The sequence below is a fragment of the Enterobacter roggenkampii genome, from assembly GCF_001729805.1.
Lineage (GTDB): Bacteria > Pseudomonadota > Gammaproteobacteria > Enterobacterales > Enterobacteriaceae > Enterobacter > Enterobacter roggenkampii.
In genome coordinates this window covers 926,099-953,079 of sequence record NZ_CP017184.1, presented here as the reverse complement: position 1 = coordinate 953,079, position 26,981 = coordinate 926,099, and the positions used below count along the sequence as shown (strand labels likewise).

The 26,981-nt window shown below is 53.1% G+C and carries 22 protein-coding genes; 10 read left to right on the top strand and 12 right to left on the bottom strand.

Annotation, left to right across the window (positions count from 1 at the left end; genetic code table 11):
* Positions 1-84: 84 nt before the first annotated feature.
* Entirely contained in the window at positions 85-2,859 is a 2,775-nt protein-coding gene (locus BFV67_RS04365; RefSeq protein WP_069597919.1) for an autotransporter outer membrane beta-barrel domain-containing protein, read from the bottom strand.
* Between the two features lie 453 nt (positions 2,860-3,312).
* Between BFV67_RS04365 and hemB the strand changes: the two genes are divergently transcribed.
* Positions 3,313-4,287: a porphobilinogen synthase gene (gene hemB, locus BFV67_RS04360; RefSeq protein ID WP_021241687.1), complete on the top strand. Its 975-nt coding sequence runs from the start codon at positions 3,313-3,315 to the stop codon at positions 4,285-4,287.
* 127 nt (positions 4,288-4,414) lie between these two features.
* Entirely contained in the window at positions 4,415-6,115 is a 1,701-nt protein-coding gene (olsF, locus tag BFV67_RS04355) for a bifunctional ornithine lipid synthase OlsF (RefSeq protein ID WP_069597918.1), read from the top strand.
* 106 nt (positions 6,116-6,221) lie between these two features.
* Here olsF and tauD read toward each other — a convergent pair whose 3' ends face one another.
* From tauD to mmuP, 6 genes are all read right to left on the bottom strand, one after another.
* Positions 6,222-7,070 (bottom strand): taurine dioxygenase, encoded by an 849-nt coding sequence (tauD, locus tag BFV67_RS04350; protein ID WP_069597917.1) that lies wholly within the window; start codon positions 7,068-7,070, stop codon positions 6,222-6,224.
* Positions 7,067-7,894 (bottom strand): taurine ABC transporter permease TauC, encoded by an 828-nt coding sequence (gene tauC, locus BFV67_RS04345; RefSeq protein WP_032656513.1) that lies wholly within the window; start codon positions 7,892-7,894, stop codon positions 7,067-7,069. Before tauC ends, tauD begins: the two co-directional genes overlap by 4 nt.
* Positions 7,891-8,658 (bottom strand): taurine ABC transporter ATP-binding subunit, encoded by a 768-nt coding sequence (gene tauB / locus BFV67_RS04340; RefSeq protein WP_023343464.1) that lies wholly within the window; start codon positions 8,656-8,658, stop codon positions 7,891-7,893. Before tauB ends, tauC begins: the two co-directional genes overlap by 4 nt.
* A gap of 10 nt (positions 8,659-8,668) precedes the next feature.
* Positions 8,669-9,631 (bottom strand): taurine ABC transporter substrate-binding protein, encoded by a 963-nt coding sequence (gene tauA / locus BFV67_RS04335; RefSeq protein ID WP_023293188.1) that lies wholly within the window; start codon positions 9,629-9,631, stop codon positions 8,669-8,671.
* A 224-nt stretch (positions 9,632-9,855) separates the two neighbouring features.
* The gene (mmuM, locus tag BFV67_RS04330) at positions 9,856-10,788 is read right to left on the bottom strand and encodes a homocysteine S-methyltransferase (protein WP_069597916.1); all 933 of its coding nucleotides are present in this window, start codon (positions 10,786-10,788) and stop codon (positions 9,856-9,858) included.
* Positions 10,775-12,175: an S-methylmethionine permease gene (gene mmuP / locus BFV67_RS04325; protein WP_008503244.1), complete on the bottom strand. Its 1,401-nt coding sequence runs from the start codon at positions 12,173-12,175 to the stop codon at positions 10,775-10,777. Before mmuP ends, mmuM begins: the two co-directional genes overlap by 14 nt.
* A gap of 363 nt (positions 12,176-12,538) precedes the next feature.
* On the opposite strand from mmuP, the gene BFV67_RS04320 reads away from it, so the two are divergent.
* Positions 12,539-13,648, top strand: coding sequence for an AI-2E family transporter (locus BFV67_RS04320; protein ID WP_069597915.1), 1,110 nt, complete (start codon positions 12,539-12,541; stop codon positions 13,646-13,648).
* A gap of 119 nt (positions 13,649-13,767) precedes the next feature.
* Positions 13,768-15,552: a diguanylate cyclase gene (locus BFV67_RS04315; protein WP_069597914.1), complete on the top strand. Its 1,785-nt coding sequence runs from the start codon at positions 13,768-13,770 to the stop codon at positions 15,550-15,552.
* Here the strand turns inward: BFV67_RS04315 and BFV67_RS23175 are convergent.
* Entirely contained in the window at positions 15,549-15,842 is a 294-nt protein-coding gene (locus BFV67_RS23175; RefSeq protein ID WP_071965065.1) for a hypothetical protein, read from the bottom strand. The two genes, BFV67_RS04315 and BFV67_RS23175, sit on opposite strands and share 4 nt — an antisense overlap.
* Positions 15,843-16,117: 275 nt before the next feature.
* On the opposite strand from BFV67_RS23175, the gene BFV67_RS04310 reads away from it, so the two are divergent.
* From BFV67_RS04310 to catA, 6 genes are all read left to right on the top strand, one after another.
* On the top strand, positions 16,118-16,729 hold the full coding sequence (locus BFV67_RS04310) for a flavin reductase family protein (RefSeq protein ID WP_069597913.1): 612 nt from the start codon (positions 16,118-16,120) through the stop codon (positions 16,727-16,729).
* Between the two features lie 162 nt (positions 16,730-16,891).
* Positions 16,892-17,965 carry a catalase family peroxidase gene (locus BFV67_RS04305; protein WP_045353590.1) on the top strand — a complete coding sequence of 358 codons (1,074 nt, stop codon included), beginning with the start codon at positions 16,892-16,894 and terminating at the stop codon, positions 17,963-17,965.
* A complete protein-coding gene (locus BFV67_RS04300; protein WP_069597912.1) occupies positions 17,962-18,543 on the top strand; it encodes a cytochrome b in 582 nt (193 codons plus the stop codon). The genes BFV67_RS04305 and BFV67_RS04300 overlap by 4 nt, the downstream gene beginning before the upstream one ends.
* A 401-nt stretch (positions 18,544-18,944) precedes the next feature.
* Complete coding sequence (locus BFV67_RS04290; RefSeq protein WP_008503255.1) at positions 18,945-19,439, top strand: putative pterin-binding protein; 495 nt, start codon at positions 18,945-18,947, stop codon at positions 19,437-19,439.
* 17 nt (positions 19,440-19,456) lie between these two features.
* Complete coding sequence (locus BFV67_RS04285; RefSeq protein ID WP_069597911.1) at positions 19,457-21,388, top strand: putative bifunctional diguanylate cyclase/phosphodiesterase; 1,932 nt, start codon at positions 19,457-19,459, stop codon at positions 21,386-21,388.
* Between the two features lie 63 nt (positions 21,389-21,451).
* The gene (gene catA / locus BFV67_RS04280; protein WP_032664042.1) at positions 21,452-22,129 is read left to right on the top strand and encodes a type A chloramphenicol O-acetyltransferase; all 678 of its coding nucleotides are present in this window, start codon (positions 21,452-21,454) and stop codon (positions 22,127-22,129) included.
* Between the two features lie 51 nt (positions 22,130-22,180).
* On the opposite strand, the gene BFV67_RS24860 is transcribed toward catA, so the two are convergent.
* The 4 genes from BFV67_RS24860 to BFV67_RS04265 form a co-directional block, all read right to left on the bottom strand.
* Complete coding sequence (locus BFV67_RS24860) at positions 22,181-22,363, bottom strand: thermonuclease family protein (RefSeq protein WP_071965063.1); 183 nt, start codon at positions 22,361-22,363, stop codon at positions 22,181-22,183.
* Positions 22,364-22,444: 81 nt separating this feature from the next.
* Positions 22,445-22,744: a DUF6966 domain-containing protein gene (locus BFV67_RS04275; RefSeq protein WP_069597910.1), complete on the bottom strand. Its 300-nt coding sequence runs from the start codon at positions 22,742-22,744 to the stop codon at positions 22,445-22,447.
* A gap of 66 nt (positions 22,745-22,810) precedes the next feature.
* Positions 22,811-23,803: a hypothetical protein gene (locus BFV67_RS24575; protein ID WP_235610618.1), complete on the bottom strand. Its 993-nt coding sequence runs from the start codon at positions 23,801-23,803 to the stop codon at positions 22,811-22,813.
* A gap of 687 nt (positions 23,804-24,490) precedes the next feature.
* Positions 24,491-26,497, bottom strand: coding sequence for an AAA family ATPase (locus BFV67_RS04265; RefSeq protein ID WP_069597909.1), 2,007 nt, complete (start codon positions 26,495-26,497; stop codon positions 24,491-24,493).
* Between the last annotated feature and the right edge of the window lie 484 nt (positions 26,498-26,981).

Here is a 26,981-nt window from a genome sequence, read left to right as displayed (position 1 = left end):
AAGTCATCCGTATTTGTCGGTTCAATATTATTTTTATTGCTTCGCTAAAAAGCGGAGGAGATACCCCCTCCCCCGCTTTATTCATTACCAGGTATATTTCACACCCAGGTTTGCGCCCCAGTTCTGGTCAACGTCGCCGCCGCCAAGATATGTGGCATCCGTGTAAGCGCTGAAGTTCTTCGTGAAGCTGAACTGGGTGCCCAGCCCAACACGAACAGCTGAACCTTTCACGCCGTTATCAATGCTGTCACCGTTAATATCGGCATTGTTATCGGCGTCGTCATAAACCCAGGCCAGTTTGAAGTAAGGGGTCAGAGCCTGATCGCCGCCGTAGTTGAAGGTGTAACCCGTATCAACACCGAGTTCATAACGCAGGCTATCGTATGATTGTCCATCCATGCGCATGTCATTGCTGAGGCGATAATCATCGCCTGACTGGAACAGACCCGATACGGCTGCGTATGGCGTTACGTAGCCAGAGAGGTTTGGCTTCCAGTCATAGCCCAGCTTCAGACCAAAGCCAACAGCGTCACTGGTGGTATTGCCGTCAACATACTGACCGTTGCTCATGTTAGCGGAGAGATCGTTGTTGAAGCGGGTGTAGCTCAGGGAGCTGTCGAGGAAAAGATCGTTCATGAACTTCGCTGACGCGTAGATCATCGCCGTCTGGCTATCCTGATCGACCTGACCGGTACGATCGCTGATATCGCCCTTCGCGAAACCTGCCGCACCACCGACGATCCACTTCGCGTTATTACCGTCAATCTGGGTATCCAGACCCACCATAATACCGCTCACGTCCTGATCGTAGCTGATAACGCCGTTGTCACCGTCGAAGTTGCCGCCGAAGTAGCTCACCCACGCCCCGCCGTTATCCGCCAGGCCGTGACGGCTGTTGGTCAGACGCGCACCTACGGTATCCTGCTGCAGATTCCAGATATTGGTATTAGCAGAAGGGATGCTCAGCGCCATATTGGCATAGTCGGTCAGTTCTTTCTGCTGCAGAACGACGGTGTCACCCTGCTGCTGCGCCTGGTAGGTATAAGCACCTAAATCAGCTTTGTTTGCGGCAGTAAAGCTGGCCGCCGTATCCGCGTTATTGTCATAGACACGGACAATCTCTTTATTTTTGTAATCAGCGACGGAACCTGCTCCGGTCGCGTCGTCGATACGGACTTTATAGTTGCCTGCGACGTCACCGTTCACCGCCAGATGGCCGTCAGAGTGAATGGCCACTACGCCGTAGTCATAATCGGCGCTGCGCTTGTCGTTAGTGATATAGCGTGCGTTGTTCAGATCGCTGTTCAGCACGTAATCGCGGCTGGCAACATTCAGCACGCCGCCATCGGTCAGAACCATGGTGTGCGTATCAACCTGGCCCAGACCCAGCGCCAGCTCTGCACCGTTATCCACGGTGATGGTGTTGGCATACAGCTCGGCCGTTTCTTCCGTCAGTGCCGCACGGCTATCGCTGTCCAGATACAGATGGTCGGTGGCCACGCCGCCGTTGTCGCCGATGTTCAATGAGGACGCATTGGTCAGAGTGATGGTATCCGCCAGCAGGCCTGAGTTTTCAACATTGACCTGAGACTGGTTGTTTACCGTCAGCGTGTCAATGTTTGACATCTTGCGGGTATCCCACTCGGAGCCGTTATCCAGCGCAATGTTAAACAGACCGCTCTGATACACTGCTTCACCCGCAACATGTGCGTTGCTGTCATAGGTGGAATCCGGCCAAATGCTGTTCGGGGACAGCGTGCGCCAGTCTACGTTGCTGTAGCCCTGGCCATACATCTGCGTCGTGCCGATAGCCTCAACGCTGGACTGCGCAGCACCGACCCATTTGCTGCCGTTGGTCAGGGTGACATCCAGCTTATCGGTGCCGTCCCAGCCGTTGGTGGTAGGGTTATAGACGCCGTCTTCGGTGGTATCGGTTGCCGGATCGCCGTTCGGGTAGAAGTTGTTGTCGAAGGTGCTGGAGAACAGGATGTCGCCCGTAACGGTGGAGTGATCGAACGTGGCAGCGGTCTGCATCGCGTTATCAGACGCGCTGGCGGTAACAATCAGCGCGGCATCATCTGCCCCTGTCGCGTCGGTTTCACTATAGTCGCTCGGCTTCGCAGTCTGGCCGTAGAATCCGCTGGTACCTAAATCGCGGTACGCACCGGAAGTCAGTACCGAATCTTTTACCAGTAGCGTGTCGGTAAAGACCTTGCTGCTGTTGGCTACGCCTTCAACGCCGTCGTACGGGGTATTATCCCGTTCCTGATCCCCCTGCGTCAGGGTAATCCCCGCGACGTGAGAATTATTCTGGATAACAATATCTGATTCCACATCCAGGGTAATCGCATTACCCATATCATAGGTATCCAGATAGTGTCTTTCCGTATTTTCCCCATTCACAACATCATACGCATAATGTTCATACGTATCGTTAATGGTGGAATTATCAACGGTCAGGCTAAAACGATCGTATTGAGCATGTTGGGTGCCGTCGGCATCCAGACCATCAGCACAGGTGGCGGTCATACACTGAGAGGTAATCATGCCATTAATGGTGCTGTTGGAAATACTCAACGCATTCGCCCGACCATTGATGCCATCATCGAGATAGTACGTTGAAATAACACCATTCACGGTGGATTTATTAATCACCGGGTAAATATCACCATCGTGGATGGCATCTGAGAAATCCCAGTCGGCATAGCCATAATACCAGGGAGTGGTCGCTGTATTATCGTATCCGAAGGTATTATATGTCGTACCGGAAATATCCTTCGCATTGGCCTGAGAAGCGATAGCCAGGGTGCAGGCTAATGCAAGTTGAGATACAACGAGTTTCTTTTTCCATGTTTGCATTGGGTCATCCCTCCTCAGGGACGTAAGCAAGTTTGTCCATCAATGAATTTGCAATATTTAATTGCGGAGGGAATTATGCAGTTTCATTTCGAAAAGGTTCAATGAATGTTTCCATTAAGTCCGCATTCAGACAAAAAACAGTTCCAGACCACAACGCACAGGGCGTCATAAAATAAATATTATAAAAACAAAATGTTAATGCACGGGCAAAGCAATCAGGGAAATATCATAAAAAATAATAAATCATTTTTAATGATACATTCATTTCCATATAGAAATAACACAAATATCTCATTCTTCTCTCAGCGTTATACTGTCCTGCATTATATATTATTGGTAACTGGCAAACTCTTCTGCTGCATTTCGCAAAAGCAAAATGCCCACTTTAGTAAAACACCCGTCGCCACTTTGAGGTACACTAGCCCTCTTTGTTCCACAAACATCAGGCATACCATGACCGATTTAATTGCACGTCCCCGCCGCCTGCGCAAGTCACCTGCACTGCGCGCTATGTTTGAAGAGACAACCCTGACCTTAAACGATCTGGTGTTGCCGATTTTTGTTGAAGAAGAGATCGATGACTACAAAGCCATCGAGGCCATGCCGGGCGTCATGCGCATTCCGGAGAAATATCTGGCGCGTGAGATCGAACGTATCGCCAACGCGGGGATCCGCTCGGTGATGACCTTCGGCATCTCCCATCATACCGACGCCACCGGCAGCGACGCGTGGAAGGAAGATGGCCTCGTCGCCCGCATGTCCCGCATCTGCAAAGAGACGGTGCCGGAAATGGTGGTGATGTCCGACACCTGTTTCTGTGAATATACCTCTCACGGCCACTGCGGCGTGCTGTGCGATCACGGCGTGGATAACGATGCCACCCTGCTGAACCTCGGCAAGCAGGCGGTCGTCGCGGCCGCTGCGGGTGCGGACTTCATCGCACCGTCTGCGGCGATGGACGGACAGGTTCAGGCGATTCGTCAGGCGCTGGACGCGGCCGGTTTCACCGACACCGCCATCATGTCCTACTCCACCAAATTTGCCTCCTCCTTCTACGGCCCGTTCCGTGAAGCAGCCGGCACGGCGCTGAAGGGCGATCGTAAAACCTATCAGATGAACCCGCTGAACCGCCGCGAAGCGATTCGTGAATCCCTGCTCGATGAAGCCCAGGGCGCAGACTGCCTGATGGTAAAACCGGCTGGCGCGTACCTTGATATCCTGCGCGACATCCGCGAACGCACCGAGCTGCCGCTGGGCGCTTACCAGGTGAGCGGCGAGTACGCAATGATCAAGTTCGCCGCGCTGGCAGGGGCGATCGACGAAGAGAAAGTGATCCTTGAAAGCCTGGGCGCGATCAAACGCGCCGGCGCGGATCTGATCTTCAGCTACTTCGCCCTGGATCTGGCCGAGAAGAAAATTCTGCGTTAATCCGCTTTAGCGCCGGGTGGTGGCTTCGCCTTACCCGGCCTGCTCTCTGCTCAAATCTTCACCCAACTGCAATACAACCGACATCTGCGCCCTCTACTGTCTTCGCAAGACGGCAGGAGGAGTGACCATGTTTAGCCTCGATAGCGTTCTCGACGATCTTTGGCCTCAGGCGAGGCCCGCACCCTGGCAAAAAAGTCTGTTAAAAAGACTGTTCTACGAAGACGAGTTTCAGCAGTTTGCCGCCGCCCACCGCCATCTGAAAGGACTGGATATGGTGGAGCAGGTTCTGGAACACCTGGATATTCTCTGCACCGTTTCCGCCCGCGATCTCGAACAAATCCCCGAACATGGCCCGCTGGTCATCATTGCCAACCACCCGACGGGTACGCTGGACGGTCTGGCGTTGCTGTACGCCGTCTCCCGCGTGCGGCGCGACGTTAAAGTCGTGACCAACCGGATGCTGACCCACCTTGAGCCCCTCAGCTCGCTGTTTATTCCGGTGGACAATATGGGCGGCAGGACGGCGAAGTCGTCGCTGGTGCAGATGGAACAGCACCTGCAAAACGCGGGCGTACTGATCTTCTTCCCGGCAGGCGAAGTTTCCCGCCCCACGCGCAAAGGCATTCGCGATAAGAAATGGCACTCTGGCTTTATCAAACTCGCCGGCAAGCTGCGCGTCCCGCTGCTGCCGGTGCATATTCAGGCGCACAACAGCCTGCTCTTTTACGCCAGCACGCTGGTCTCTCCGACGCTGTCGATGCTGCTGCTGATGCAGCAGATGTTCCGCCGCCGCCACAGCCAGCTGCCGATTAAAATCGGCCAGCAGATTGCGTGGCATCACTGGCACAGCGCCACCCTTTCGTCGCGTGAGATGGCCGAACAGTGCCGTCAGCACGTGATGCGTCTTGGCAAGGGAGTGCCCGGCGTCTTTAAAACCCAGTGCGCGATTGCCCGTCCGGAAGACCGGGCCACTTTGAAGCGCGCGCTGGCGCAGGCCGAATCTCTGGGCAAAACCAGCGACGGTAAAACCATCTATCTTTGGCAGCGCAACGCTCAGGAAGACGCCCCGCTGCTGCGGGAGCTGGGCCGCCTGCGCGAGATTGCTTTTCGCGCGGTGGAGGAAGGGAGCGGCAAACGCCGGGACACCGACAGCTACGACGATGATTATCTGCACCTGATCCTGTGGGATGAGGAGGATCTGGAGATCGTCGGGGCCTATCGCTTTATGCCGACGGCCATGCAGATCGAAAAGCGCGGCGTTGAGGGGTTGTACAGCTATAGCCTGTTCCACTACGACGACAAAATGCAGGACGTGCTGGAACACGGCATTGAGCTGGGGCGCAGCTTTATTCAGCCGCGCTACTGGGGGCGCCGCGGCCTGGACTATTTATGGTCCGGCATTGGCGCTTATCTGGCGCGTTATCCGCACTACCGCTACCTGTTTGGCCCGGTCTCGATTTCCGGCGGCTTACCGCCTGCCGCGCGGGATCTGCTGGTCGCCTTTTACCGCCTGTGGTTCCCGGCGACGCATCCGCTCGCCGCCTCGCGCCAGCCCTATCCCGCATCCCTGCCGGACGTGCTGGCGCAGTTTGGCGGCGTGGATTACGTAGACGATCTGACGAAGCTGAAATCCCTGCTCGGCAATCTTGGCTGCGGCATTCCGCCGCTCTACAAGCAATATTCCGAGCTGTGCGAGCCCGGCGGCGTGCAGTTTATTGATTTTGGCAGCGACCCGGCGTTCAACAACTGCGTTGACGGGCTGGTGCTGGTGGATTTGTGTTACCTGAAGGCGAACCGCTATCAGCGGTATATTGAGGCGCACCTTTAAATGTGCGGTATTTTGTAGGCCGGGTAAGGCGTAGCCGCCACCCGGCAATTGTGCACCGTTTTCGCCGGGTGGCGCTGCGCTTACCCGGCCTACGGGTACTACAGGATCAGGGGCGGTAAAACGGCTTATCGCCCAAAATTGTCGCCCGCTGCATAATCCGGCGCTGCGGCAGATAGTCCGCATTGGCATAATGCTGCGTCACGCGGTTATCCCAGATCGCCAGATCGTTCTCCTGCCAGCGCCAGCGCACCTGGAACTCCGGCTTGGTGATATGCGCGAACAGGAAACCTAACAACGCCTCACTCTCTTTTTCCGTCACGTCCACAATGCGCGTCGTGAAACCTTCGTTCACAAACAGCGCCTGCTTGCCCGTGACCGGATGGGTGCGCACGACCGGGTGCAGCAGCGGAGGATGCTTCGCGACCGCCTCCTGCCAGCGCTGATGCTCCTCTTCCGTTTTACGGTACTTGTACTCCTGGAACGATTTTTTGAAGTCGTGCTCCGCCCGCAGCCCGCTCAGCAGCGTCCGGAACGGCTCGGAGAGCGCCTCATACGCCGCAATGCCGCTGGCCCACAGCGTATCGCCCCCCGTCTCCGGCAGCAGCTTCGCCGCCAGAATCGCCCCGGCGGGCGGCGTCTCGATAAAGGTCACATCGGTGTGCCAGTTATCGTTATCCGGCGGGTTATCGTTGTGGGTGTCGAGGACGATAATCTCCTCCACCCCTTCCGCATGCGGATAGACCGGGTGGATATGCAGATCGCCAAACCGCAGGGCCAGCGCGCGCTGCTGCTGCGGGGTGATCGCCTGTTCGCGCAGGAACACCACCTGATGACGCAGCACCGCGTGGTACAGCTGCTCGAACTGGTTATCGCTCAGCGGACGGGTCACATCCAGGCCCGACACCTGTGCGCCAATGTACGGCCCCAGCGGGGTAATGGTCAGACGTTCACTCATTGTATTTCTCCATGCCAGGGCGTCAGGCGGCGCTGTAACGCGCGCAGCCCCAGTTCTAATCCGAAGGCAATCGCGGCGATCACCGCGATCCCTGCCAGCACCACGTCAGTCGCCAGGAACTCACCCGCCGACTGCACCATAAACCCGAGGCCGCGCGTGGCTGCAATCAGCTCTGCCGCCACCAGCGTGGACCAGCCCACGCCGAGGCCGATGCGCAGCCCGGTTAAAATCTCCGGCAGTGCGCCCGGTAAAATCACGAACAGCAGCACCTGCGTACGGCTGGCCCCCAGCGACTGCGCCGCGCGGATCCGCACCTGCTGGGCGCTCTTCACGCCCGCCAGGGCCGACATGGCCACCGGGGCGAAAATCGCCAGATAAATCAGCAGGATTTTTGACGTTTCACCGATGCCGAACCAGATCACCATCAGCGGCAGATAGGCCAGCGGCGGGACCGGACGATAAAGCTCAATCAGCGGGTCGAGGATGCCGCGCACCGTCGGGCTCAGCCCCATCGCAATCCCCACGGGAATGCCGATAATCACCGCCGCCAGCAGCGCCACCAGAATGCGCGCCAGGCTGGCGCCTAAGTGCTGCCAGAGCGTGGCATCCATAAAGCCCTGCGGCCCGGCGATGGTAATAAGTTTGCTCAGCACCTGTCCCGGCGGCGGCAGAAACAGCGGGCTGACCCACTGCTGGGCAGCAACCGCCCACCACACCGCCAGCAGCACCAGCAGCGTACCGACGCTCAGCGTAATTTGGCGCGAGAAAGGCCAGCGCAGCGCCAGACGCGTGCGGCGCGTTTTTTCACTGAAGACGATACTCATGAGAAAGCCTCCCGTTGTTCAAACACGCGGCTTAAGACGTATTCACGCTGTTCGATAAACAGCGGATCGGATTTGATGCTGCGTACGGGTTCTCCCGCGACGTAGCGGCGGGCAAAATCCAGCGGCAAGCGCTCCAGCACGCGGCCCGGCCCCGGCGAGAGCAGCACCAGCTCGGTCGCCATAAACACTGCCTCTTCGATATCATGCGTAATCAACAGTACCTGCTTGCCCGTCTCATGCCAGAGGCGCAACAGCAGGGTTTGCATCTGCTCGCGAGTGAAGGCGTCGAGCGCCCCGAACGGCTCGTCCAGCAGCAACAGCTGCGGATTCGCTGCCAGCGCGCGGGCAATCCCGACACGCTGTCGCTGGCCGCCGGAAAGCTGCCAGATATAGCGTTTTTCCGCGCCTTCCAGCCCCACTTTTTTCAGCATCGCCCGCGCGGTTTCCAGCCGCTGTTCACGATGGATGCCCGCAAGCTGCAGCCCAAACGCCACGTTTTCCTGCACGTTGCGCCAGGGAAGCAGGCCTTCATTCTGAAAGACCACGCCGCGCTCGGCGCCGGGGCCCTCCACCTTTTTGCCTTCCAGTTGAATGGTGCCATGCTGATAAGGGACAAACCCGGCGATGAGATTCAGCAGCGTGGTTTTTCCGCACCCGGACGGGCCCAGCACCACCAGCAGCTCACCGCTGTCCAGCGTCAGGTTGATGTCCTGTAAGGCGGGTTTACCACCGTAATCGGCAGACAGATTTGTAATATTCAGCATGGCGAACTCCTTATTTCACAAAACGATCGGTCACGTACTGGCTGTAATCCGCCGCTACCGCGGGCACTTTGCCCTGCTCCTTCAGGAAGGTGGCGGTATCCACAATCGCTTTGTTAACCGGCCCGGTCAGCTGCTGCACCTGCTGCGCGGGGGTCAGATAGGTATTGCCCTTCACCAGCCCCGGCACGTCCGCTTCCGGCACGCCGCTCAGGCGGGAGAGTTTTTCCAGGTTGGCGGGCTGCTTCAGCCATTCATCCGGGTTACTGATGTACGGCTGCTGGGCGTCAATCGCGCTTTTCGCGAAGGCTTTCACCACCTCAGGATGTTTCTCGGCGAAGTCTTTGCGCACGACCCACACGTCGAGGGTCGGCGCGCCCCACTGGCCCACTTTTTCGGAGTCGGTCAGCACGGTGCCGTCTTTTTCCAGCTCGTTCACCGCAGGCGCCCACACATAGGCCCCGTCAATGTCGCCGCGCTGCCAGGCCGCGATAATCGCCGGCGGCTGGAGGTTGATGATTTGAACCTGGCCCGGCTTGATGCCCCAGTGTTTGAGCGCCGCCAGCAGGCTGTAGTGGGTGGTGGAGATAAACGGCACGGCGATGCGTTTGCCGATCAGGTCTTCCGGTTTGGTGATGTTTTTCTTCACCACCAGCGCTTCAGAGTTACCGAGCTGCGAGGCGAGCAGGAACACCTCAATCGGCACCTGCTGGCTGGCCGCAACCGCCAGCGGGCTGGAACCGATATTGCCGATCTGCACGTCGCCGGAGGCTAACGCACGCACCACGGACGCGCCGCTGTCGAACTTGCGCCAGTCGACCTTCGCGCCGCTCTCTTTGGCAAAGGTGTTATCCGCCTGCGCGACTTTCGCCGGTTCCGCAGAAGTTTGATACGCGACGGTGACGTCCACCGCCTGCGCCTGAAATGCCCACAGCGCCAGTGCGCCGAGTAGTGTGATTCGCGATGAAATTGCCATAGTGCCTGCTCCCCTTGTTGTTATGAGGGCAGTATTTCCAACGCGGGAATTTTGATAAAGGAATAAAAATGAATCGCTCATAACGATTCGTTTTTAGATAAAAAATGGGAAAGGATAGTTGGTTTTGTGCGGTTGTTTTATGCCGGGTGGCGCTGCGCTTACCCGGCCTACACATTGTGCGATCCGTAGGCCGGGTAAGGCGCAGCCGCCACCCGGCAAAAAACTCAGCGCTTCGCGTTAAGCTCAGCAATATCCTTCGGCGTGGTGCGACAGCAGCCACCAATCAGCTTCGCTCCGGCGTCCAGCCACTGGGGCAGATACCCCGCCAGCGTCTCGCACGCTTCGCCGTGGTGGTGCCAGGTTTTGGTCACCGCATCATAATGCTCGCCCGAGTTCGGGTAGACCACCAGCGGCAGCGACGTCAGGCTCTGCAGGTGCTTCAGTGCCGCCGTGGTATTTTCCAGCGCGATGCAGTTAATGCCCAGCGCGACGATATGCGGAGAGTCGGCCAGCACGCTGACCACGTCACGCAGCGGCGTGCCGTCGCTCAGGTGCTCGCTATCCCGCAGGGTAAAGGAGAACCACGCCCGGGCGCGGGGATACCCGGCCAGAAGGGCCGCCAGCGCCTTAATCTCAATAAAAGACGGCAGCGTTTCGCAGGCCAGCAGGTCAGCGCCCGCGTCCAGCAGCGCTTCCACGCGCGGGCGGTGGAAGGCCGTAAACGCCTCAGCGCTGCGCACGTAGTCACCGCGATACTCTGAGCCATCCGCCAGATAGGCACCATACGGCCCAACGGAGCCCGCCACCAGCAGCGTGCCCGCATGGGGATTTTCGGCCAGATACGCTTCACGCGCCTTACGCGCCAGCTCCACGCTTCTGCCAATTAGCGTTCGGGACTGCGCCTCATCCAGGCCGCGGGCCGCAAAGCCCGCAGGCGTGGCCTGGTAGCTGGCGGTGATCGCCACCTGTGCCCCCGCGCGGTAGTAATCAAGGTGCACTTCCCGGATAAGCTCCGGGTTTTCCATCAGCACTTTGGCAGACCAGAGGCTGTCTGCCAGGTTACAGCCGCGCGCTTCCAGCTCCGTCGCCATCGCGCCATCCAGCACCACAAACGGCTGCTTTTCAAGGAGGGCGGTAAGCGGATTATTCTGCGACATGTTCAGGCTCCTGCGATGTCATATTTCGGGTCAGGTAGTAGGCACCATAACACAGGGCGACAAACGGGATCCCGCAATAAAGGGCAATGCGCTGGCTTGGGTCAAACCACAGGCCGACGCAGGCCACCACGCAGAGAATAAACCCGAGTACCGGCACCAGCGGATACCACGGCGCGCGGTACTGCAGCGCAGAGAGCGGCTGGCCGGACTGCAGATGGCGACGACGGAAGACGAAGTGCGACGCACAGATGCTGATCCAGACGGCTACCACCGCAAAGCCAGAAATCGCCGAGAGCGCGACAAATACCGTGTCCGGTGCCACGACGCTTGAGAAGAGCGCCAGCACGCCGCCGAGCATAGAAACCGAGAGCGCCGTCAGCGGCACGCCGTTTTTGTTCACGCGGGCAAAGCAGCGCGGGAGCGTTTTCTCATTAGAGAGCGACCACAGCATGCGCCCGGAGGCGTACAGCCCGGAGTTCGCCGCCGAAAGGATCGCCGTCAGGATCACGAAGTTAAAAATATCCGCCGCGTAAGGAATACCGACCTTTTCAAACACCAGCACGAACGGGCTCTTTTCCACGCCCGCCTGCTGCATCGGGATCAGCGCCGCCAGCACAAACACGGTGCCGATAAAGAAGATGATCAGGCGCGCAATGGTGGTGCGGATCGCCACCGGGATGACCTTGTGCGGATTTTCCGTTTCCCCTGCGGCGATACCGATGAGTTCGGTCCCGGAGAAGGCAAAGTTCACCGCCACCATGGTCATCAGGATCGGCAGGCCGCCGTGCGGGAACCAGCCCTCGGCGGTGATGTTGCTTAAGCCCGGCGCGGGTGAACCGTCCTGCATCGGGATAAAGCCAAAGACCGCCGCGCCGCCAAGAATAATAAAGGCGATGATGGTGATGACCTTCACCAGGGAGAACCAGAACTCACCCTCCGCAAAGAAGCGCGTGGAAATGACGTTCAGGCCAAAAATCACCACGCAGAAGACCACGCACCACGCCCAGACGGGCACCTGCGGGAACCAGTACTGCATGCAGAAGCCCGCGGCGGTAAAGCTCGAGCCGAGCGCCACCGTCCAGGTGAGCCAGTAGAGCCACGCCACGGTGTAGCCCGTCGCCGGGCCAAGATAACGCGCGGCATAGACGTGGAACGCGCCGGTTTCCGGCATCGCCACGGAGAGTTCGCCCAGACACTGCATCACCAGCCAGACCACCAGCGCACCTATCAGGTAGGCCAGCAGCGTGCCCGCCGCCCCGGTCGTGGAAATGATGTAGCCGGTATTAAAGAATAACCCTGTCCCAATCACGCCACCCAGCGAGAGCATTATCAGGTGGCGTGTTTTCATGGTGCGCTTAAGCTGCCCATTTTCTTGTTGTGTTTGCATATTACCTTCTATACGTATGGACATCTAAACATCCAAAGAAGGTGTGTTATACCGCGATTGTTAATAAAAAGCTAGATGACCAGACGCAAACGGGCGCGCCGCGTGCTGAGTCTGGGGTGGGTTGTGAGGATCACATAGAGAATCGGACGCCAGGCCATAAGCACCTCCGCAAGCAGATACTTACAGCATGGTGCGGGAAAAGGCGATCTTCGGTCAGTCGAAAGTGGTATCCGTAAAGCGCGAAGTCATACCGTAACACTCCCCGTAGGTCGGGTAAGGCGCAGCCGCCACCCGACGCAAGGTTGGTAATTCTCACAATCGGTTCTATAGTCGTCACAGTTTCTTAGTAACCAGGACTGACTGATGCGCTTTAACGGACTGACTAAAGGTTTCTTTATTTTCATTCTCGCCCTTGTGACCTGGGCCTTCTTCGACGTGCTGTCGCCCTACTTCTCCGCGATACTGTGGGCCGCCATTCTGACCGTTATCTTCAATCCGGTAAAAAACAAGCTGCGCGCCGCGCTGGGGGATCGCAACGGGCTGGCCTCGCTGTTGACCATCGGTATTATCTGCCTGATCGTCTTTATTCCGCTGATGGTGATCCTCTCCTCGCTCGCCATTGAGCTGAACGTGGTTTACACCAAACTGCAGGAGAACAATACCCAGTTCCCGGAAGTGGTGGCGAGCATCTTCAACCACCTGCCTGGCTGGGCCAGCGGCTTCCTCGCGGATCACAACCTGACCAACGCGGCGCAGATCCAGAAAAAACTCTCCGACGTCGCGCTGCAGGGCGGACAGTATCTCGCCGGCAGCGCGTTCCTGATCGGCAAAGGCACCTTTGGCTTTGCGATTAGCTTCGGCATCATGCTGTATCTGCTGTTCTTCCTGCTGAAAGACGGCCCGTATCTGGTACGCCAGATCCTCGACTCCCTGCCCCTGTCCGATTTTGCCAAGCAGCATCTGTTCGCCAAATTCGTCGGCGTGTCACGCGCCACGGTAAAAGGGACGGCGGCGGTGGCCGTGGTTCAGGGCATCCTCGGCGGGATTGCCTTTGCCATTGCCGGTATCGACGGCAGCGTGCTCTGGGGCGCATTGATGGCCTTCCTCTCACTGGTGCCCGCCATCGGCTCGGCAATTGTCTGGGTGCCCGCCGCTATCTTCCTGTTCGCCACGCACCAGATCTGGCAGGGGCTGTTTATTGTCGGCTTCTTCGTGATCGTCGTCGGGCTGGTGGACAACATCCTGCGCCCGCTGCTGGTGGGGAAAGACACCAAAATGCCGGACTACCTGATTCTGATCTCCACCCTCGGCGGCATGGAGCTGTACGGCATTAACGGCTTTGTGATTGGGCCGCTCATCGCCGCGCTGTTTATCGCCTGCTGGAACCTCTTCTCCGGACGCGATCACGAAGGTAACGCCGAAGAGCTGGACGCGGATTTCATCGAAGAAGGAAAAAATCCTCCAGATTTGTAAGGACGTGACGATAAAGACCACACCAGGCGGCACTGTGCCGCCTTTTTTTTCGCCTTAAATCAGACGTTTTCTATAATTTGAAGAACGCCATCCTACTCATGTCGTAAAAGGATCATCTGGTGCGAATCGCGACGATAACAAACTGGGCCTATGGGGCCACGGTCTGCCTGACCATCGCCTCCGGCATCATCATGCTGATGGCGTCCAGTGCGGATACCCTCGAGCGTCAGGCCGTTGAACAACGGCAGAAATTTGATCAGCTGACGGAAGATATCGAAACCGATATCTGGGCGCAGTCTGATTTAGCGCGGCTATACGCCATTAAAAAAGATCCTCAGGTACTCAAGGAATATAACCAGGCAGAAAACAGCCTGAAGCGCATCGAGCTTCGGCTGGAAAAGCTGCAGGATAACGGCGCATCGGATGAAGAACTGGCCCTGCTGCATGAAGGAATAAAGATCGTCGATGAGCTGCAGGACGAGCAGCAAACCGCCCTCGAAAGCCTGGAACGCGGTGAAGACGCCCAGGCCGTAGCCTTGCTCTATGGTCAGCCCTATGAGCAGGAGCTTGAGCGCGCGCAGAATCAGCTCGATCACTTCCGCCAGATACTCGACAAGCGCGTCATCGCCGCCGTTCAGGAGGCGACCAAAAAATCGAAAGCGCTGCGTACCGCCTCTGAGCTGACGGTCGGCCTGACCGCCCTGCTGTTCCTGTTTGTGCTCGGCTTTATATTAAAACGCCGCGTGCTGCGCCCCGTGGTGCGCCTGAGCGACGTGGTGCACCGCCTGGCATCCCAGGATTACGCGGTTGAAACGCCCAATTTCAACCAGATTGATGAGATAGGCGATATGGCTCAGGCCATCAGCATCTTCCGTGAAAACGGCCTGGCGCGGCAGCGTCTGGAAAAAGAGCGCGATGCCGACTGGGCCATCCGCGAGCTGCTGGCGCGCATGACCCAGCGGCTGCAGGGGTGTGAGAACTTTAACGATGTGATTAACGTGGCGGAGCTGTTTGCCCCCAATATCGCGCCGGGGATCGCGGGCCGGCTCTACGTCCTTGACCGCGAGCCGTGGCAGATGCGCTGCGTCGCGCAATGGCTTTCGCCGGTGGGTGAAGAGACGACGTTCCACCCGGACGAGTGCTGGGCCGTGCGTCGCGGGCAGAGTCACCCGCCGGTGAACGGCGAGCCGGATATTGCCTGCTACCATCTTCCGGCATCCCAGGCGGAAAGCGCGCTTTGCGTGCCGCTTATCGCTCAGGGTGAGGCCATTGGCCTGCTCTCCTTCCAGAATATCACGGCGGATAATGCCCCTTCCCGCGCGTATCTGGAGCTGATGGCCGAGGCGCTCGGGCTGGCGCTGGCCAACCAGCGTCTGCGCGACGCGTTGCTGGAAAAAGCGTTGTTTGACCCGCTCACCGGCCTGCGTAACCGTCATCATCTGGAAGATACGCTGCAAACCCAAACGGCACAGGCGATACGCACCGGCGTGCCGTTAAGCTGCATGATGATTGATATCGACCACTTCAAGAGCATTAATGACCGTTTCGGCCATGAAGCGGGCGATCTGGTGATCAAAAGCGTGGCGTCAATTGTTCAGCGGGCCGCACATGACAACGGGCTGGCATTCCGCTATGGCGGCGAGGAGTTTCTGGTGCTGCTTTCCGGTGCCGATGAAGCAGAAGCGTACGCCTGCGCGCAGAAGATTTACACCGGCGTGCATGAGCTTTCGATTCGCTACGGGCTGACCGAGATTGGGCCGGTGGACGTGTCGATTGGCATTGCCAGCTACCCACAACATGCCCAGACCGACAACCTGCTGCGCGCTGCGGATGTGGCGCTATACCGGGCAAAAGAGCTGGGACGGGCGCGGATTGTGAGTTTTGGGATGCTGGAGGCGGGTTAGCTATTATTTTCACGCCACTCCTTTACCATCTCATCTGTTACTTCATTTTTATAACAAATGGGAGCATAGCCTCCCGCCTTACTCCATGCGCTGCGTCTCCCGCAAGCGCTTCCGTTTCTGGCCCGGTTAAAAGGACAAGCGCATACTCCGGGATAAGATGCTATCGACTCTGCAATAACGTTCTCTTTAACCTGTTCACTGGAAACTGAACTGTTTTTTGCCATGGCGATGTCCGCTACAAAAAAGCAGCACACAGCACAAAGCACCATCAGGAACGGTCTTTTTTTCATTTTTGATTCGTTTTAAGGAGGGGTGTACACGATAGGCGGCGAATGAAAGAGACATCATGATTTAAGTCAATAAATCTGTTCCGGCAGGGACAACGAACCTTACGCGTTCTCGCAAAAGGTGGACGCATTATGCACGTTCTCGCTCAGTTGGGTACAAGGCAGCTATTGCAGTTCCCCTGGGAATTTTAGCCTGGCGCGTTTTACTTCGCGCTTCACCGAAGTAACGCACGTTTGCACAACGTAGACTGGGTCTCCTCTAATCAGAGGATGATAAAATGAAAACCCAGCAGGTTGATTTTGCTTCTTTATATTTTGGTACACCGGTCGCCATTATCTCCAGCCAAAATCCTGACGGTTCAACCAACTTGAGCCCGGTTTCATCATGGTGGATCCTTGACCGGAATATCGTGTTCGGGCTTGGCACCTCCGGAAAATGTTATGAAAATATCACGGGTAACCCCGATATTGTTCTGAACATACCGGACAGCAGGCTCTGGCAGAATATTGAAGCTATCGCAAATAAAACGGGAAAAGCATCGCCACCGGAATGGAAGAAAAAGAGGGGGTATGTTTTTGAACAGGACAAATTTAGCTGCGGGAATTTCCATAAGGAAAAAGCGGTGACGATTAACTCGTGGAGAATTAAAGAGTGTCCTGTACAAATAGAGGCTAAGATTGGCGGGATAGCGCCCCTGACCGGTTCGCAGGGGAACCTGGTGTCCGTTGATGCCTCGATAACCTGCGTCCACATATCTGAGGCTTTATTAATTCGTACTCAGCGAGGGGTGAAATTTAATGTGGAGAAATGGAACCCCCTCTATTATCTATTTCGCCACTATTTCTCGCTGGGTCACCGACTCGGTCACAACTTCCGACACGATGAGTAACCCGGACTTTTTGACAGCGGAAAGGTTTAAACTTTTCGTGATATTCTTTCTTTACGCCCCTTAGTTCCTATACTCGAGCCATATTCGCCACTGTATTAACACCTGTCACGCACAATACGTTGCGCATGACAGGTGAAGATATTTTGTTCTGGAAAAACGTCTATGTCGAAACTGGATTTGAGGTCCAAAAAAACCTGGGGCGCGCTGGCAGCGATCGCCGTTGTCGCCGGTACGCTGGCATCTGCTTTTGCATGGACGGCGGGCTGGCTTGGGTCACGCACGGTCAGCCAGGCACTGGTGGGTGAAACACCGAAACCCTTCCCGCCGGGTTTTCGTCGCGCGCATGGAAAAGGCATCTGCTTTGCCGGCACCTTTACGCCAAACGGCTCGGCGGATTCCCTTTCAACCTCCCGCCTCTTCTCGCAGCAGGAAGTGCCCGTGGTGGGCCGATTCTCTATTGGTACTGGCGATCCCCATGCCCCGGATAGTACGACCAAAACCCTGAGCATGGCGCTGCTGCTGAAGACAGATGACAAGCAACAATGGCGAATGGCGATGAACAACGAGCCTTTCTTCGCCACGCACAGCCCGGAAGGTTTTCTGGCCTTGCGAAAAGCCACTGCCGTTGATGCAGCCACCGGAAAACCGGATCCGCAGCGTCTCAAAGACTTTTTAAAAGCGTACCCGGAGGCGGAGAAATACCTTAAATGGGCGGCACAAAAACCCGCTCCCGGCAGCTTCGCGGGCGCGACGTTTTACAGCATTAACGCCTTTTACCTTGTGAACGCGCAGGGGGAACGTCAAGCCGTTCGCTGGATGATGCGTCCGCACGAGCCTTTCCTGTCGATAAGCGATGAGCAACGGCAGAAAGCCGATGACAACTTCCTGTTCGAAAACCTGCGCCAGCGCCTGGCGCAGAAGCCACTCTACTGGGATTACGTTTTGCAGCTCGCACAGCCGGGCGATCCGGTGGATGACCCTTCCCAGCCATGGCCGGACGATCGCAAAAAGAGGGTGGCCGGTACGCTGGAAGTGACGCGCGTCGAAGCACAATCCACAGGCGCGTGCCGCGACGTTAACTTTGACCCTTCTGTCGTTCCTGCAGGCGTTGCGGTGTCTGACGATCCCATCTTAAACGCCCGTTCCGCTGCCTACTCCCACTCTTTCAGCCGCCGTGAGCGGGAAATTGGCTACGGCAAAGCCACCGAAGCCGTGCAAAAGCAGGAGGTAAAATGAGCTCAAATAAAGATAGGCGAGAGCACGCGCCGCAGCATTTCAATACCCTGGCGCGAAGCCTGCACTGGCTGATGGCGGTGATGATCCTGGCCATGCTGTTCATCGGTGCCGCGATGATGACGTCGTTACATCACCGGATTTGGTTAATCGATCTGCACCGGCCGCTGGGTATCGCCATTTTACTGCTGGCACTGGTGCGTCTGGTCAACCGACTCCTGAGCCGGACGCCCCCACTTCCTGCCGATTTGCCCGTCTGGCAGGTGCGTGCCGCAAAGGCATCACACTGGATGCTGTATGGGTTAATGCTGGCAATGCCGCTGCTGGGCTGGGCGCAGCTGTCGGCAGCGGGCCTGCCGATTGTGATGTTTGATGGCATCAACCTGCCGGCGATTGTCCCGACCAGTCCAGCACTGTATGCATGGTGTCACGACGCCCATAGCCTTCTGGCAAAATTGCTTTTTGCCGTGGTGCTGGTCCATCTCTCTGCCGCACTGATTCACGCGTGGATCTACCGGGACGCAGTGTTTGCCAGCATAGCGAAAGGGGCAAGTCGGCGTAAGCCATCCGGGAGGACCTGAAGTAAGGCAAGTGGTAGGGGACACGCACAGTCGAAATGTTCGTGTCCTCGCTTGTCATCATCCTGAAACAACGGACACAACCGGAGCACGTATTTGGTCTCCAGATTCGCGCGTCAATACGCCACGAACACCCCACAATTGTCTTAGAAGATAATATCCCTCAATTAAAGCGATTATTTTTTAATCAACAGAGCATTTATGCCCGCAATTTTAGCTTTTATCAAAAAGTTAAGTGTCGCTTGAGTATCAAATACTCTGTCACCTACACCATCTAACTCATTGATTTAATTGATATCACATCAATAAAAACGATAAAACCCCTGACTTCCCAACAAAATATATCAACTCGTGTGATATCTAAATTATAATTCTTATACTTCTGTTAAAAGGTGGAGGTCAAAATGCGATTAACCCTACTGCTGTTATGCTGTCTGGTACAGAGTGTAACCTGGGCTGGCGACCTGCCAAAACCAGTTGGTAAACCCATTTTAACGATTTCCGGTAATATAGAAAATACCAATGAAAATGGAAAAGCAGTGTTTGATCTCGCCAGCCTTGAAAAACTTGGTGTCGTGAGTTTCGAGACAACCTCCCCCTGGTATAACGGTCGTACGAAGTTTGAGGGTGTGCCAATGAGCAAGCTCATGGATTATGTGGGTGCAAAAGGTACGAACGTTAATGTTATTGCGCTTAATGATTACTCAACCATCATCCCTCTCAGCGACTTTAAAAAATACAACGCCATCCTTGCCTTAAAGGTCAATGGCGAATATATGCGCATCCGCGATAAAGGCCCATCGTTCATTGTATACCCCTATGACAGTCTTCCTGAGTTGAATAATCAGATTTATTACTCACGATCAGCATGGCAGGTAAGCAAAATGAAGATTGAGTAGTCGTTCAGGAGAACATAATGAACAGGATACTGGTTGGTATCATTTTTTCTCTTTTTATCACGACAGGATATATTGCATACCTTGTTTATGATCGTCAGCAAGAATTGCAAAAACTGACTCAATACACTGAGTCCTGGTCCGTGGCACAACTGGTATCAGAGTATTACCGTTTTGAATCATGGCTTGGTCTATACGCAACCGATACCGATGACGTTACGATAGACCAGGTCCGCATGCGTCTCGAAATTATGCTCAGTCAGGGCGATTTAATGAAGGGGGGCGATTTAGGTCGCTACATTGACAGCGATAAAACGCATCAGGAACTCGCTTTACGCTTAGAAAACATACTGGCCTATCTGGATAGCCATCTTGAAAATATGAGCCACCCGGCGTTAAAAGCATACCTGACAAATATGCATGAACTCGATGCACCGCTAAGCCAGCTTTCTGCCACGGCATTAACAAAAGATATTAACACAGTTAACGAATCCAATAAAAAAATACAGATACTGTATTATATCTACTCGGCACTTTCATTGCTCCTGGTGATTTTAAGCTTTATTCTCGGCTTCTTAATGATCTACCAGAATAAAAACATTCTGAAAGCACACATGCAGGTTAAGAGCCTGGCTGACGAGCTTCAAATATCAAAAGAAAAGCTGCAAATTCAGAACTCGAAGCTGGAGTATGATGTTTATCATGACTCCCTCACCGGCATGAAAAACCGCCTTTTCTTCTGGGACGATCTCAACAAAATTAATCTTCAGGCAGATAAAAACCACGACCCCGTCACGGTGATGTTATTTGATTTAGACCGTTTCAAAGAGGTCAACGATACCTATGGCCATGATACGGGAGATTTGCTGCTGAATCAGGTATCCCGACGGCTGACCTCGATGAGCAGCGCAACGGATACGTTTTACCGTTTGGGCGGCGATGAATTCGCCCTTCTCTCCAGCGGACTCACGGAAACCGCCGCCGTTTCGCGCGCCAAAGAAATCAGCGATCATATCAGCCAGCCCTATACGATTAATAACCAGCTGATAAAAATTGCCACCTGCGTGGGTATCGTTTTATCTGATAATGAACGACGCTCTGATTATCTATACAAATTTGCCGATCTGGCCCTTTACGAAGCGAAAAAAGAAGGTTCGCAGCAGATCAAAGTCTTCCGTCAGTGGATGCTGCAAAGACTGCAGGAAAGCAGAACCCTTGAACATGATATGGCTCTGGCGATCGATCACAATGAATTCGTTGTGTATTACCAGCCTATTGTCGATTCATTCAGCAATGAAATTTACGGCTATGAAGCGCTTATTCGCTGGATACACCCGGTGAAAGGGATACTCGCGCCAGATTATTTTATTTCCGTCGCTGAAAAAACGGGAATGATCAATGAGATCGGCAAGTCGGTGCTTGAGATGGCCTGCCGGGAAGCGGTGTCCTGGGCGGTACCGGCCAGGATCTCGGTGAACGTCTCACCCGTTCAGCTAGGCACGAAATCGTTTACCACGATGGTGCAGTCCATCCTGAAAGAGACAGGGCTACCGGCCAGCCGACTTGAGCTAGAGGTAACAGAGTCTTCGCTCTTCAGTGACAGCAACATGCCGATCACTATTCTCAAAAAACTCCGGGCACTGGGTGTCAAAATTTCTATCGATGATTTCGGAACGGGATATTCCTCGCTCTCGCGACTGAGTGAACTTAATTTTGATAAAATTAAGATAGATAAATCCTTTGTGAATCCGATATCCACGCAGGATGATGCCCTTAATATCGTTAAATTGATTACCGGCATGGCGAAGAGCCTCAACATGCGGGTCATTGCAGAGGGTGTTGAAACCGAAGCGCAGCTTGAACGGCTTCAGGCGCTTGGCTGCGATCTCGTGCAGGGATACCTGTTCGGAAAGCCACAGGCTGAGATTGACAGGAAGATTAGATACGGTTGAAATGGTTGTCCGGTTGTTTCTGGCCCAAAATCAGGTAGACGGTTGATAATCAAAGGTTAAATAATGAAAAAAACAGCCCCGGAGTATACGCCTGTTGATTTATCTCGTTGGCCAAGGAAGGAGCATTTTGAAGTCTTCCAGTCATTTGCTGAATGCACAATTAACCAAACCGTTCTCATCGACATTACCGCGCTGCGAAAACATATCAAAGCGGTGGGCTGGAAGTTTTACCCGACGATCATTTTTCTCCTGTCTAACATCATGAACCGGCATCCTGAGTTCCGTATGGCCATGAAGGACAATGAGCTTGTCATATGGAATGAAGTTCATCCCAGCTACACCATTTTCCACCCCGAAACGGAGACGTTTTCGTCATTGTGGAGCCACTATGACGGCAATATTCATCACTTCCAGAACACGTATGCAGAAGATACGGCCCGCTATGGAAATAGCCTTTCATACTGGCCTAAGGAAGAGTCACGGGAAAATGTCTTCTTCGTCTCGTCTATTCCGTGGGTAACGTTTACCAACTTTAATATGAACATTGCGCACATGAAGAACTTCTTTTCGCCTATGTTCACGTTTGGAAAATACTACGAGCAGGATGGAAAAGTGCTGCTGCCGCTCGCGGTGCAGGTGCATCATTCGGTGTGCGATGGCTTCCATGTGGCAAGGATGTTTAATGAGTTGCAGGAGATGTGTGATGGTTTGTCGGAGCTGTCAGAGGAACCTGGCGCATGATGCGTAAGAAGTGCTGATGGTTTCCATCTGGCGGGAGTGGGTGTGAGAACCCTACCGGGCTTTCATTATTTTATGCGCTTTCCATGTGAGGCCACAAGGGCCATAGAAATCTGCGTTCCTGCACGTTATGGAGACGGCACACTGCGCCACTATCGATGAGAATGTCTGCCGGGAACGCTGCCCAAAGGGCAGGTTCTTTTCGGGGGCATCGATGCTGACGAGACGAACACACATGAGCCTGTTTTAAGGTTCTGCGCTTCCCCTGTCAGGCTGGAGGCGTACCCAATAATTTACTGACGGCGCTGGAAACTAACGCTATGGTAAATCACCTGCTTTTAACAAAACGATTGCATGGTCAAGCTGCTTGTAGAGTTTGTGTCTCAAATCGTCTAACTCGTCATTTTCCCGAATGAGAGGTATGCCATTTTTATGAAGAACAATATCGTTAAATGATCCCATCCCGCCGTAGAGTTTTTTCAACGAGTAAATGGATGACTCACAATCAACATCGAGCTCGATGGCTAGTTTTTCGAATGTTTTTGCCCATGAATCCTCATCATTTGAGGAGAGGATTTTGATGATATCAGTTACCGTTTTCTTTATTTCATTATTCATTTCAAACCACCACTTCCAAGTATCTTAACGCCAGGTATTTTCCACGGGGTAGGTATCACAACTTGCTCAGAGCCACCGGGAAAAAGGTCTGTTTGATAGCCAACTTCTCCAACATATTTTCGTTCCAGCGGGTATTTGTATCTTGTGATAGCTATCAAGAGGGGATTCACTTCCGTTAGGCCATTTGGGGAGCAGGGCCTTATCTATTCTGGTCTGGAGCACTCCCTGAGGTTGTTCATATCCGAAAAACTGACCTAATGGTCGGCCCTCAATACCACCTCTGTAGAAACTCGTGTCTGTTGATAGCGTGATCTCTTTATATGTACCACTGGAGAAGGTTTCAGCCAGCTCTTTAGGTAATGGTCCGGGTTTTATCATCGAGTACTCACCCTCGACTTTTCCCAGAACATGAAGATTGCTAAGCTCACTCGCCGTCCCCAGTCTGCCCAGGCCAAGGCCCGCAGCAACAGAAGCACCAGCGATAATCAGCCCTTTATTATCCATAACCTGATCGTAACCCGCCGGTGCATCACCACCGAGCTGCTGCGCGGTCTGATGGAATCCCTCGATATTGCCATTATAGATCCCACCCGCGGCCAGCAACCGACCGGCAGTTTTGCTGTTGATGGTTTTTGCGGCCTGGGCATGTTGCACCGGTGCCGCATGGCGGACCTGATATCTCGGGCGATTCAGTTGCCGGGACAGAATGTGTCGGAGTCGGGTTTGAAGGAACAGAGGCAGGTCATTGCGAAGGTCACCGGATGTCGTGAGCACGCCCGAAATGGCATTGCCGGTGATGTCTTTTCTCAGCAGAACGAGCTTCCCGGATTTGATGTCGTCGAGCGTGTCACGGTATGCCATCCAGGGATGTTGCCAGTGGTACAGTTGATACCGGCTGACAAACCGGGTGTAGCCCTGTGGCAAATTCCACTCCTGAATGATGCGGTTAGGCCTTGCAGTATCTGCGAGGTCTCCTGCCGCCGTATCCGGGTGAATAATGTGAGAAATGTCCTCAAGGTAGATGTCATCCAGTGGCATTGCCTGGCTGTGATGAAGCATGTTGCCCCTTTTACGCTGCCGTTATGTGCCACATTATCGCTCATTCAGGAAACCTGGCAAAGACACGAATATAGCAGGTAATGGCCAGTTGTGTGGCTGTAAGCAACGGGTTCTGTACGCTAAGAAGAAAGCACACTGCTTGCGGAAGATGACAGACAGCCCACATTAGCGCCACATCCGAACGTAAATGACGATGAAGATCTGTTGGTTGTTTAACCACGGACGGCGCAGGCCGAACAGGAACATATACACAATCCTATACAGATTCAGCATCGATTTTACTGGAAGGTTACGGACAGCAACGGACTAAAAAAAAATAAAATCGTTATAAAGCAGGGTGTTTATGGATGAATACGGACGTTTGGGGAAGTTGAGATGGTGCGATAATAGGAACAAGACACACCAAAATAGGTTGTTGAATTATATGATATTAACCATGTTTTGTTTTGGTAGATACCCCCAAAAGTACCCCAATAAAATTTTCTGCTCCACCACCAGATCACAAAAAAGCTTTAGTGTGGTCTTCACAAGCTCACGAGGTACCTATTAGGTCGAACTCTAAGTTACAGAAGACACCATCTGACAGTTCTGAAGCCTAACTATCAACATTAGCCAGTCTATCAAAAAACATTTTTTAAAAGTGATTTAGAGTAATAATGGCTCATCAAATGATGAGCCATTTAAAACTTACTTCAAAGCCAAATTGATAGCATTAATCAAATTAGTACAACCCTGAATCTCATTTTCTGTTAAATCAGATAAAGTATGCTCTCTCGACCATCTTAAAAAAGCTTTAGCCAGTTTATACTTCGAAAACTCTTTGACTTCTCTTTGAAAAATATCGACAACTGGTCTATTCCCAGCACTAGCTAACGTTGATTCAACATCCCAATTTAGTTCTGATTTAGCAACAACTACCAATGTATCTCTAAGTAAATCCTCAATCTCAGCCTTCTCAATTTTTTGGACGGTAAAATCTGATGTTCGAAGAATCCTTTTGTTACCTAAACGATTAACTAAAATTTCTTGTTGTGCGGCTTGATTACCAGCATTATCTGAATCCAATAGTGCTGCAACCTTGAGATTATGTGAAGTCAAAATTGTAGCAAAGTAAACAACTTTACTAGCCGTATTTGCTGGAACAAGAGATATTTTTTCATTTAAAAATACCTTCCCTTCTTCTTTTAGCAGGTTAGATATAGCCTCTATATACCAGTAATCAGTTAGCCCTTCGAGTATTAAGTTTCTTTGATTAGCAAACAGACTTTGCGCTAAATCATAACCAAGCGCCTCTTGCAGAGGCAATAATGCTGCCGGGTCACTTGATGTTACAGTAGTATGTACTTTAGTACCCACTGTTCTATCGGTTAGCTCCACAACCCTCACCAAGTCAAGTTCATCAGGCCCAACAAGAAAAGGCGAATGTGTGGAATAAATTGTCTGGTTTTCATCAGCAAGCAATGAAATTGTCTTTCTAAACTCCCTTTGCTTGAGGGCATGAAGACTTACACCGGGTTCATCAAGCAGCAGGATAGTATTTTTATGCTTTCCTTTTGCTTCAGCAAAAAACACTATGAAAAACGAAACTAGCCACTGGAAACCTTCTGATCTTTGGTCTAGTTCTACTTCCACACCAATGTTATCCTCTACTACGACTTTAAGATATTGCCCATCTGCGGAAATCTTCAGTCGGCTAGCTTCCGCTTTTTTATCGTCAGGGTTCCATACTTTTATTATTTGTTGTGTTAGCTCAACACTCGCAGCATTTAGTTCATAGCTACGCTGGTCTAACTTTTCTCTGAAAGTATCTATATCTGTGGTAGTGTGGCTAGGATCGGATGTTTTACCTAACTCAGAAAGTTCTTGTGCTGAAAAACCAAGCAATCTCAATAAGCAGGTGTTACCGTAATCATATGCGTCATCGTCTAAACTATTGGTTTCGATCCTCTTTGCTAAGTTCCCTAAATGGATAATTGGCTTCACTCTGAAGTAATTGCTATAGAGGACAAAAACCGGTTTATTCTGATCTAGAAAATCAAGAAACGAACTCATTTCAACTGCTTTAGATAACTTTGATTCAATAACCTCCCACCTTTTATTTTCTTTCTCATCTTCCTCATCAATAAAAGGCAGTTTTTCTTCAAGCCATTTAATTAATATTGAAGCATCAGAATACAAATATTTTTGGGAACTCCATGATGCAGTAATTTTGTCAAGGCTAGCTTTATGTGGTTTTGCTTCTCCCTCAGCAGAGTCGCGATCTAAATGAGCAGCTAACCTTGTGAGATCCATTTTTATTTCGTTATAAATAAGTGGTTCAACACCTTCTAAACTATGACTCGCATTGTTGTTTAAGTAGCGAGTGAATTTATACTTCAATGAAACTTCCTTAAGAAAATCAGGAGCATGCCCATAATCAGAAGCTTCCAAGTCAAAGGTAGCGGTTACAACTGGAACAGTTTTCGGATCTAAATCCCCCCTGCTAATTTTTGTGTACTGAGCTCTCGGGTAGTCACGAAGCGGGACAAATTTCTTGACCCCTTCTGGGGGATTAATTTGCTGTATAGCTTGAAGAATGGCAGTCTTACCTGCCTCATTCGGCCCAACAAGTATTGTTTTAAGTTTCTCAATCTCAAACTCTCCAGTATCTATGATACTCCGATAGTTCTGTACGCGAACTTTACTTAAGCGCATAGTTAACCCTTTGACAGTGAGTGATATTTTTCTAGTAAAAGATATCTGAATTTAAATAAAAATCATGGTTACACGTCAAAAATATTGCAAATTCCCCAATTAATTCCCTTAAGAATCAACTCATACATAGAGCTATTTGAATTATAGACAGCCTCTGATTGATATCATTTCATAGCAACCTTTTCATTTAAGTCACTTACTGAAGCAACTGTAACTTAGAGCGCGTTCTGCCAAAAATCCCCACTGGCGCTGACGGTGGGTGACAACTTTTGACAACTCAATCTGAACGCCAGCATCCGGGCAAACCAGAACAGCGATCTGAAAGAGACTCGAGGATGGTTGCAAAGGGGGAGTGCTTAACACCTTTCCTTCACGAGTGCGTGTACCTGAAGTTTTCTGAAGCGGTAGCGGTTGACACTTTACCCCTAGTTTTCCCTAGTAAGACATAACAAACCATAACAGGCTTACACCTGCCCTGCTTCGC

What these genes read in the sequence shown, in the direction of transcription:
- BFV67_RS04365 (WP_069597919.1), bottom strand. Translation starts at nt 2,859, where the DNA reads ATGCAAACATGGAAAAAGAAACTCGTTGTATCTCAACTTGCATTAGCC.
- hemB (WP_021241687.1), top strand. Translation starts at nt 3,313, where the DNA reads ATGACCGATTTAATTGCACGTCCCCGCCGCCTGCGCAAGTCACCTGCA.
- olsF (WP_069597918.1), top strand. Translation starts at nt 4,415, where the DNA reads ATGTTTAGCCTCGATAGCGTTCTCGACGATCTTTGGCCTCAGGCGAGG.
- tauD (WP_069597917.1), bottom strand. Translation starts at nt 7,070, where the DNA reads ATGAGTGAACGTCTGACCATTACCCCGCTGGGGCCGTACATTGGCGCA.
- tauC (WP_032656513.1), bottom strand. Translation starts at nt 7,894, where the DNA reads ATGAGTATCGTCTTCAGTGAAAAAACGCGCCGCACGCGTCTGGCGCTG.
- tauB (WP_023343464.1), bottom strand. Translation starts at nt 8,658, where the DNA reads ATGCTGAATATTACAAATCTGTCTGCCGATTACGGTGGTAAACCCGCC.
- tauA (WP_023293188.1), bottom strand. Translation starts at nt 9,631, where the DNA reads ATGGCAATTTCATCGCGAATCACACTACTCGGCGCACTGGCGCTGTGG.
- mmuM (WP_069597916.1), bottom strand. Translation starts at nt 10,788, where the DNA reads ATGTCGCAGAATAATCCGCTTACCGCCCTCCTTGAAAAGCAGCCGTTT.
- mmuP (WP_008503244.1), bottom strand. Translation starts at nt 12,175, where the DNA reads ATGCAAACACAACAAGAAAATGGGCAGCTTAAGCGCACCATGAAAACA.
- BFV67_RS04320 (WP_069597915.1), top strand. Translation starts at nt 12,539, where the DNA reads ATGCGCTTTAACGGACTGACTAAAGGTTTCTTTATTTTCATTCTCGCC.
- BFV67_RS23175 (WP_071965065.1), bottom strand. Translation starts at nt 15,842, where the DNA reads ATGAAAAAAAGACCGTTCCTGATGGTGCTTTGTGCTGTGTGCTGCTTT.
- BFV67_RS04310 (WP_069597913.1), top strand. Translation starts at nt 16,118, where the DNA reads ATGAAAACCCAGCAGGTTGATTTTGCTTCTTTATATTTTGGTACACCG.
- BFV67_RS04305 (WP_045353590.1), top strand. Translation starts at nt 16,892, where the DNA reads ATGTCGAAACTGGATTTGAGGTCCAAAAAAACCTGGGGCGCGCTGGCA.
- BFV67_RS04300 (WP_069597912.1), top strand. Translation starts at nt 17,962, where the DNA reads ATGAGCTCAAATAAAGATAGGCGAGAGCACGCGCCGCAGCATTTCAAT.
- BFV67_RS04290 (WP_008503255.1), top strand. Translation starts at nt 18,945, where the DNA reads ATGCGATTAACCCTACTGCTGTTATGCTGTCTGGTACAGAGTGTAACC.
- BFV67_RS04285 (WP_069597911.1), top strand. Translation starts at nt 19,457, where the DNA reads ATGAACAGGATACTGGTTGGTATCATTTTTTCTCTTTTTATCACGACA.
- catA (WP_032664042.1), top strand. Translation starts at nt 21,452, where the DNA reads ATGAAAAAAACAGCCCCGGAGTATACGCCTGTTGATTTATCTCGTTGG.
- BFV67_RS24860 (WP_071965063.1), bottom strand. Translation starts at nt 22,363, where the DNA reads ATGTGTGTTCGTCTCGTCAGCATCGATGCCCCCGAAAAGAACCTGCCC.
- BFV67_RS04275 (WP_069597910.1), bottom strand. Translation starts at nt 22,744, where the DNA reads ATGAATAATGAAATAAAGAAAACGGTAACTGATATCATCAAAATCCTC.
- BFV67_RS24575 (WP_235610618.1), bottom strand. Translation starts at nt 23,803, where the DNA reads ATGCTTCATCACAGCCAGGCAATGCCACTGGATGACATCTACCTTGAG.
- BFV67_RS04265 (WP_069597909.1), bottom strand. Translation starts at nt 26,497, where the DNA reads ATGCGCTTAAGTAAAGTTCGCGTACAGAACTATCGGAGTATCATAGAT.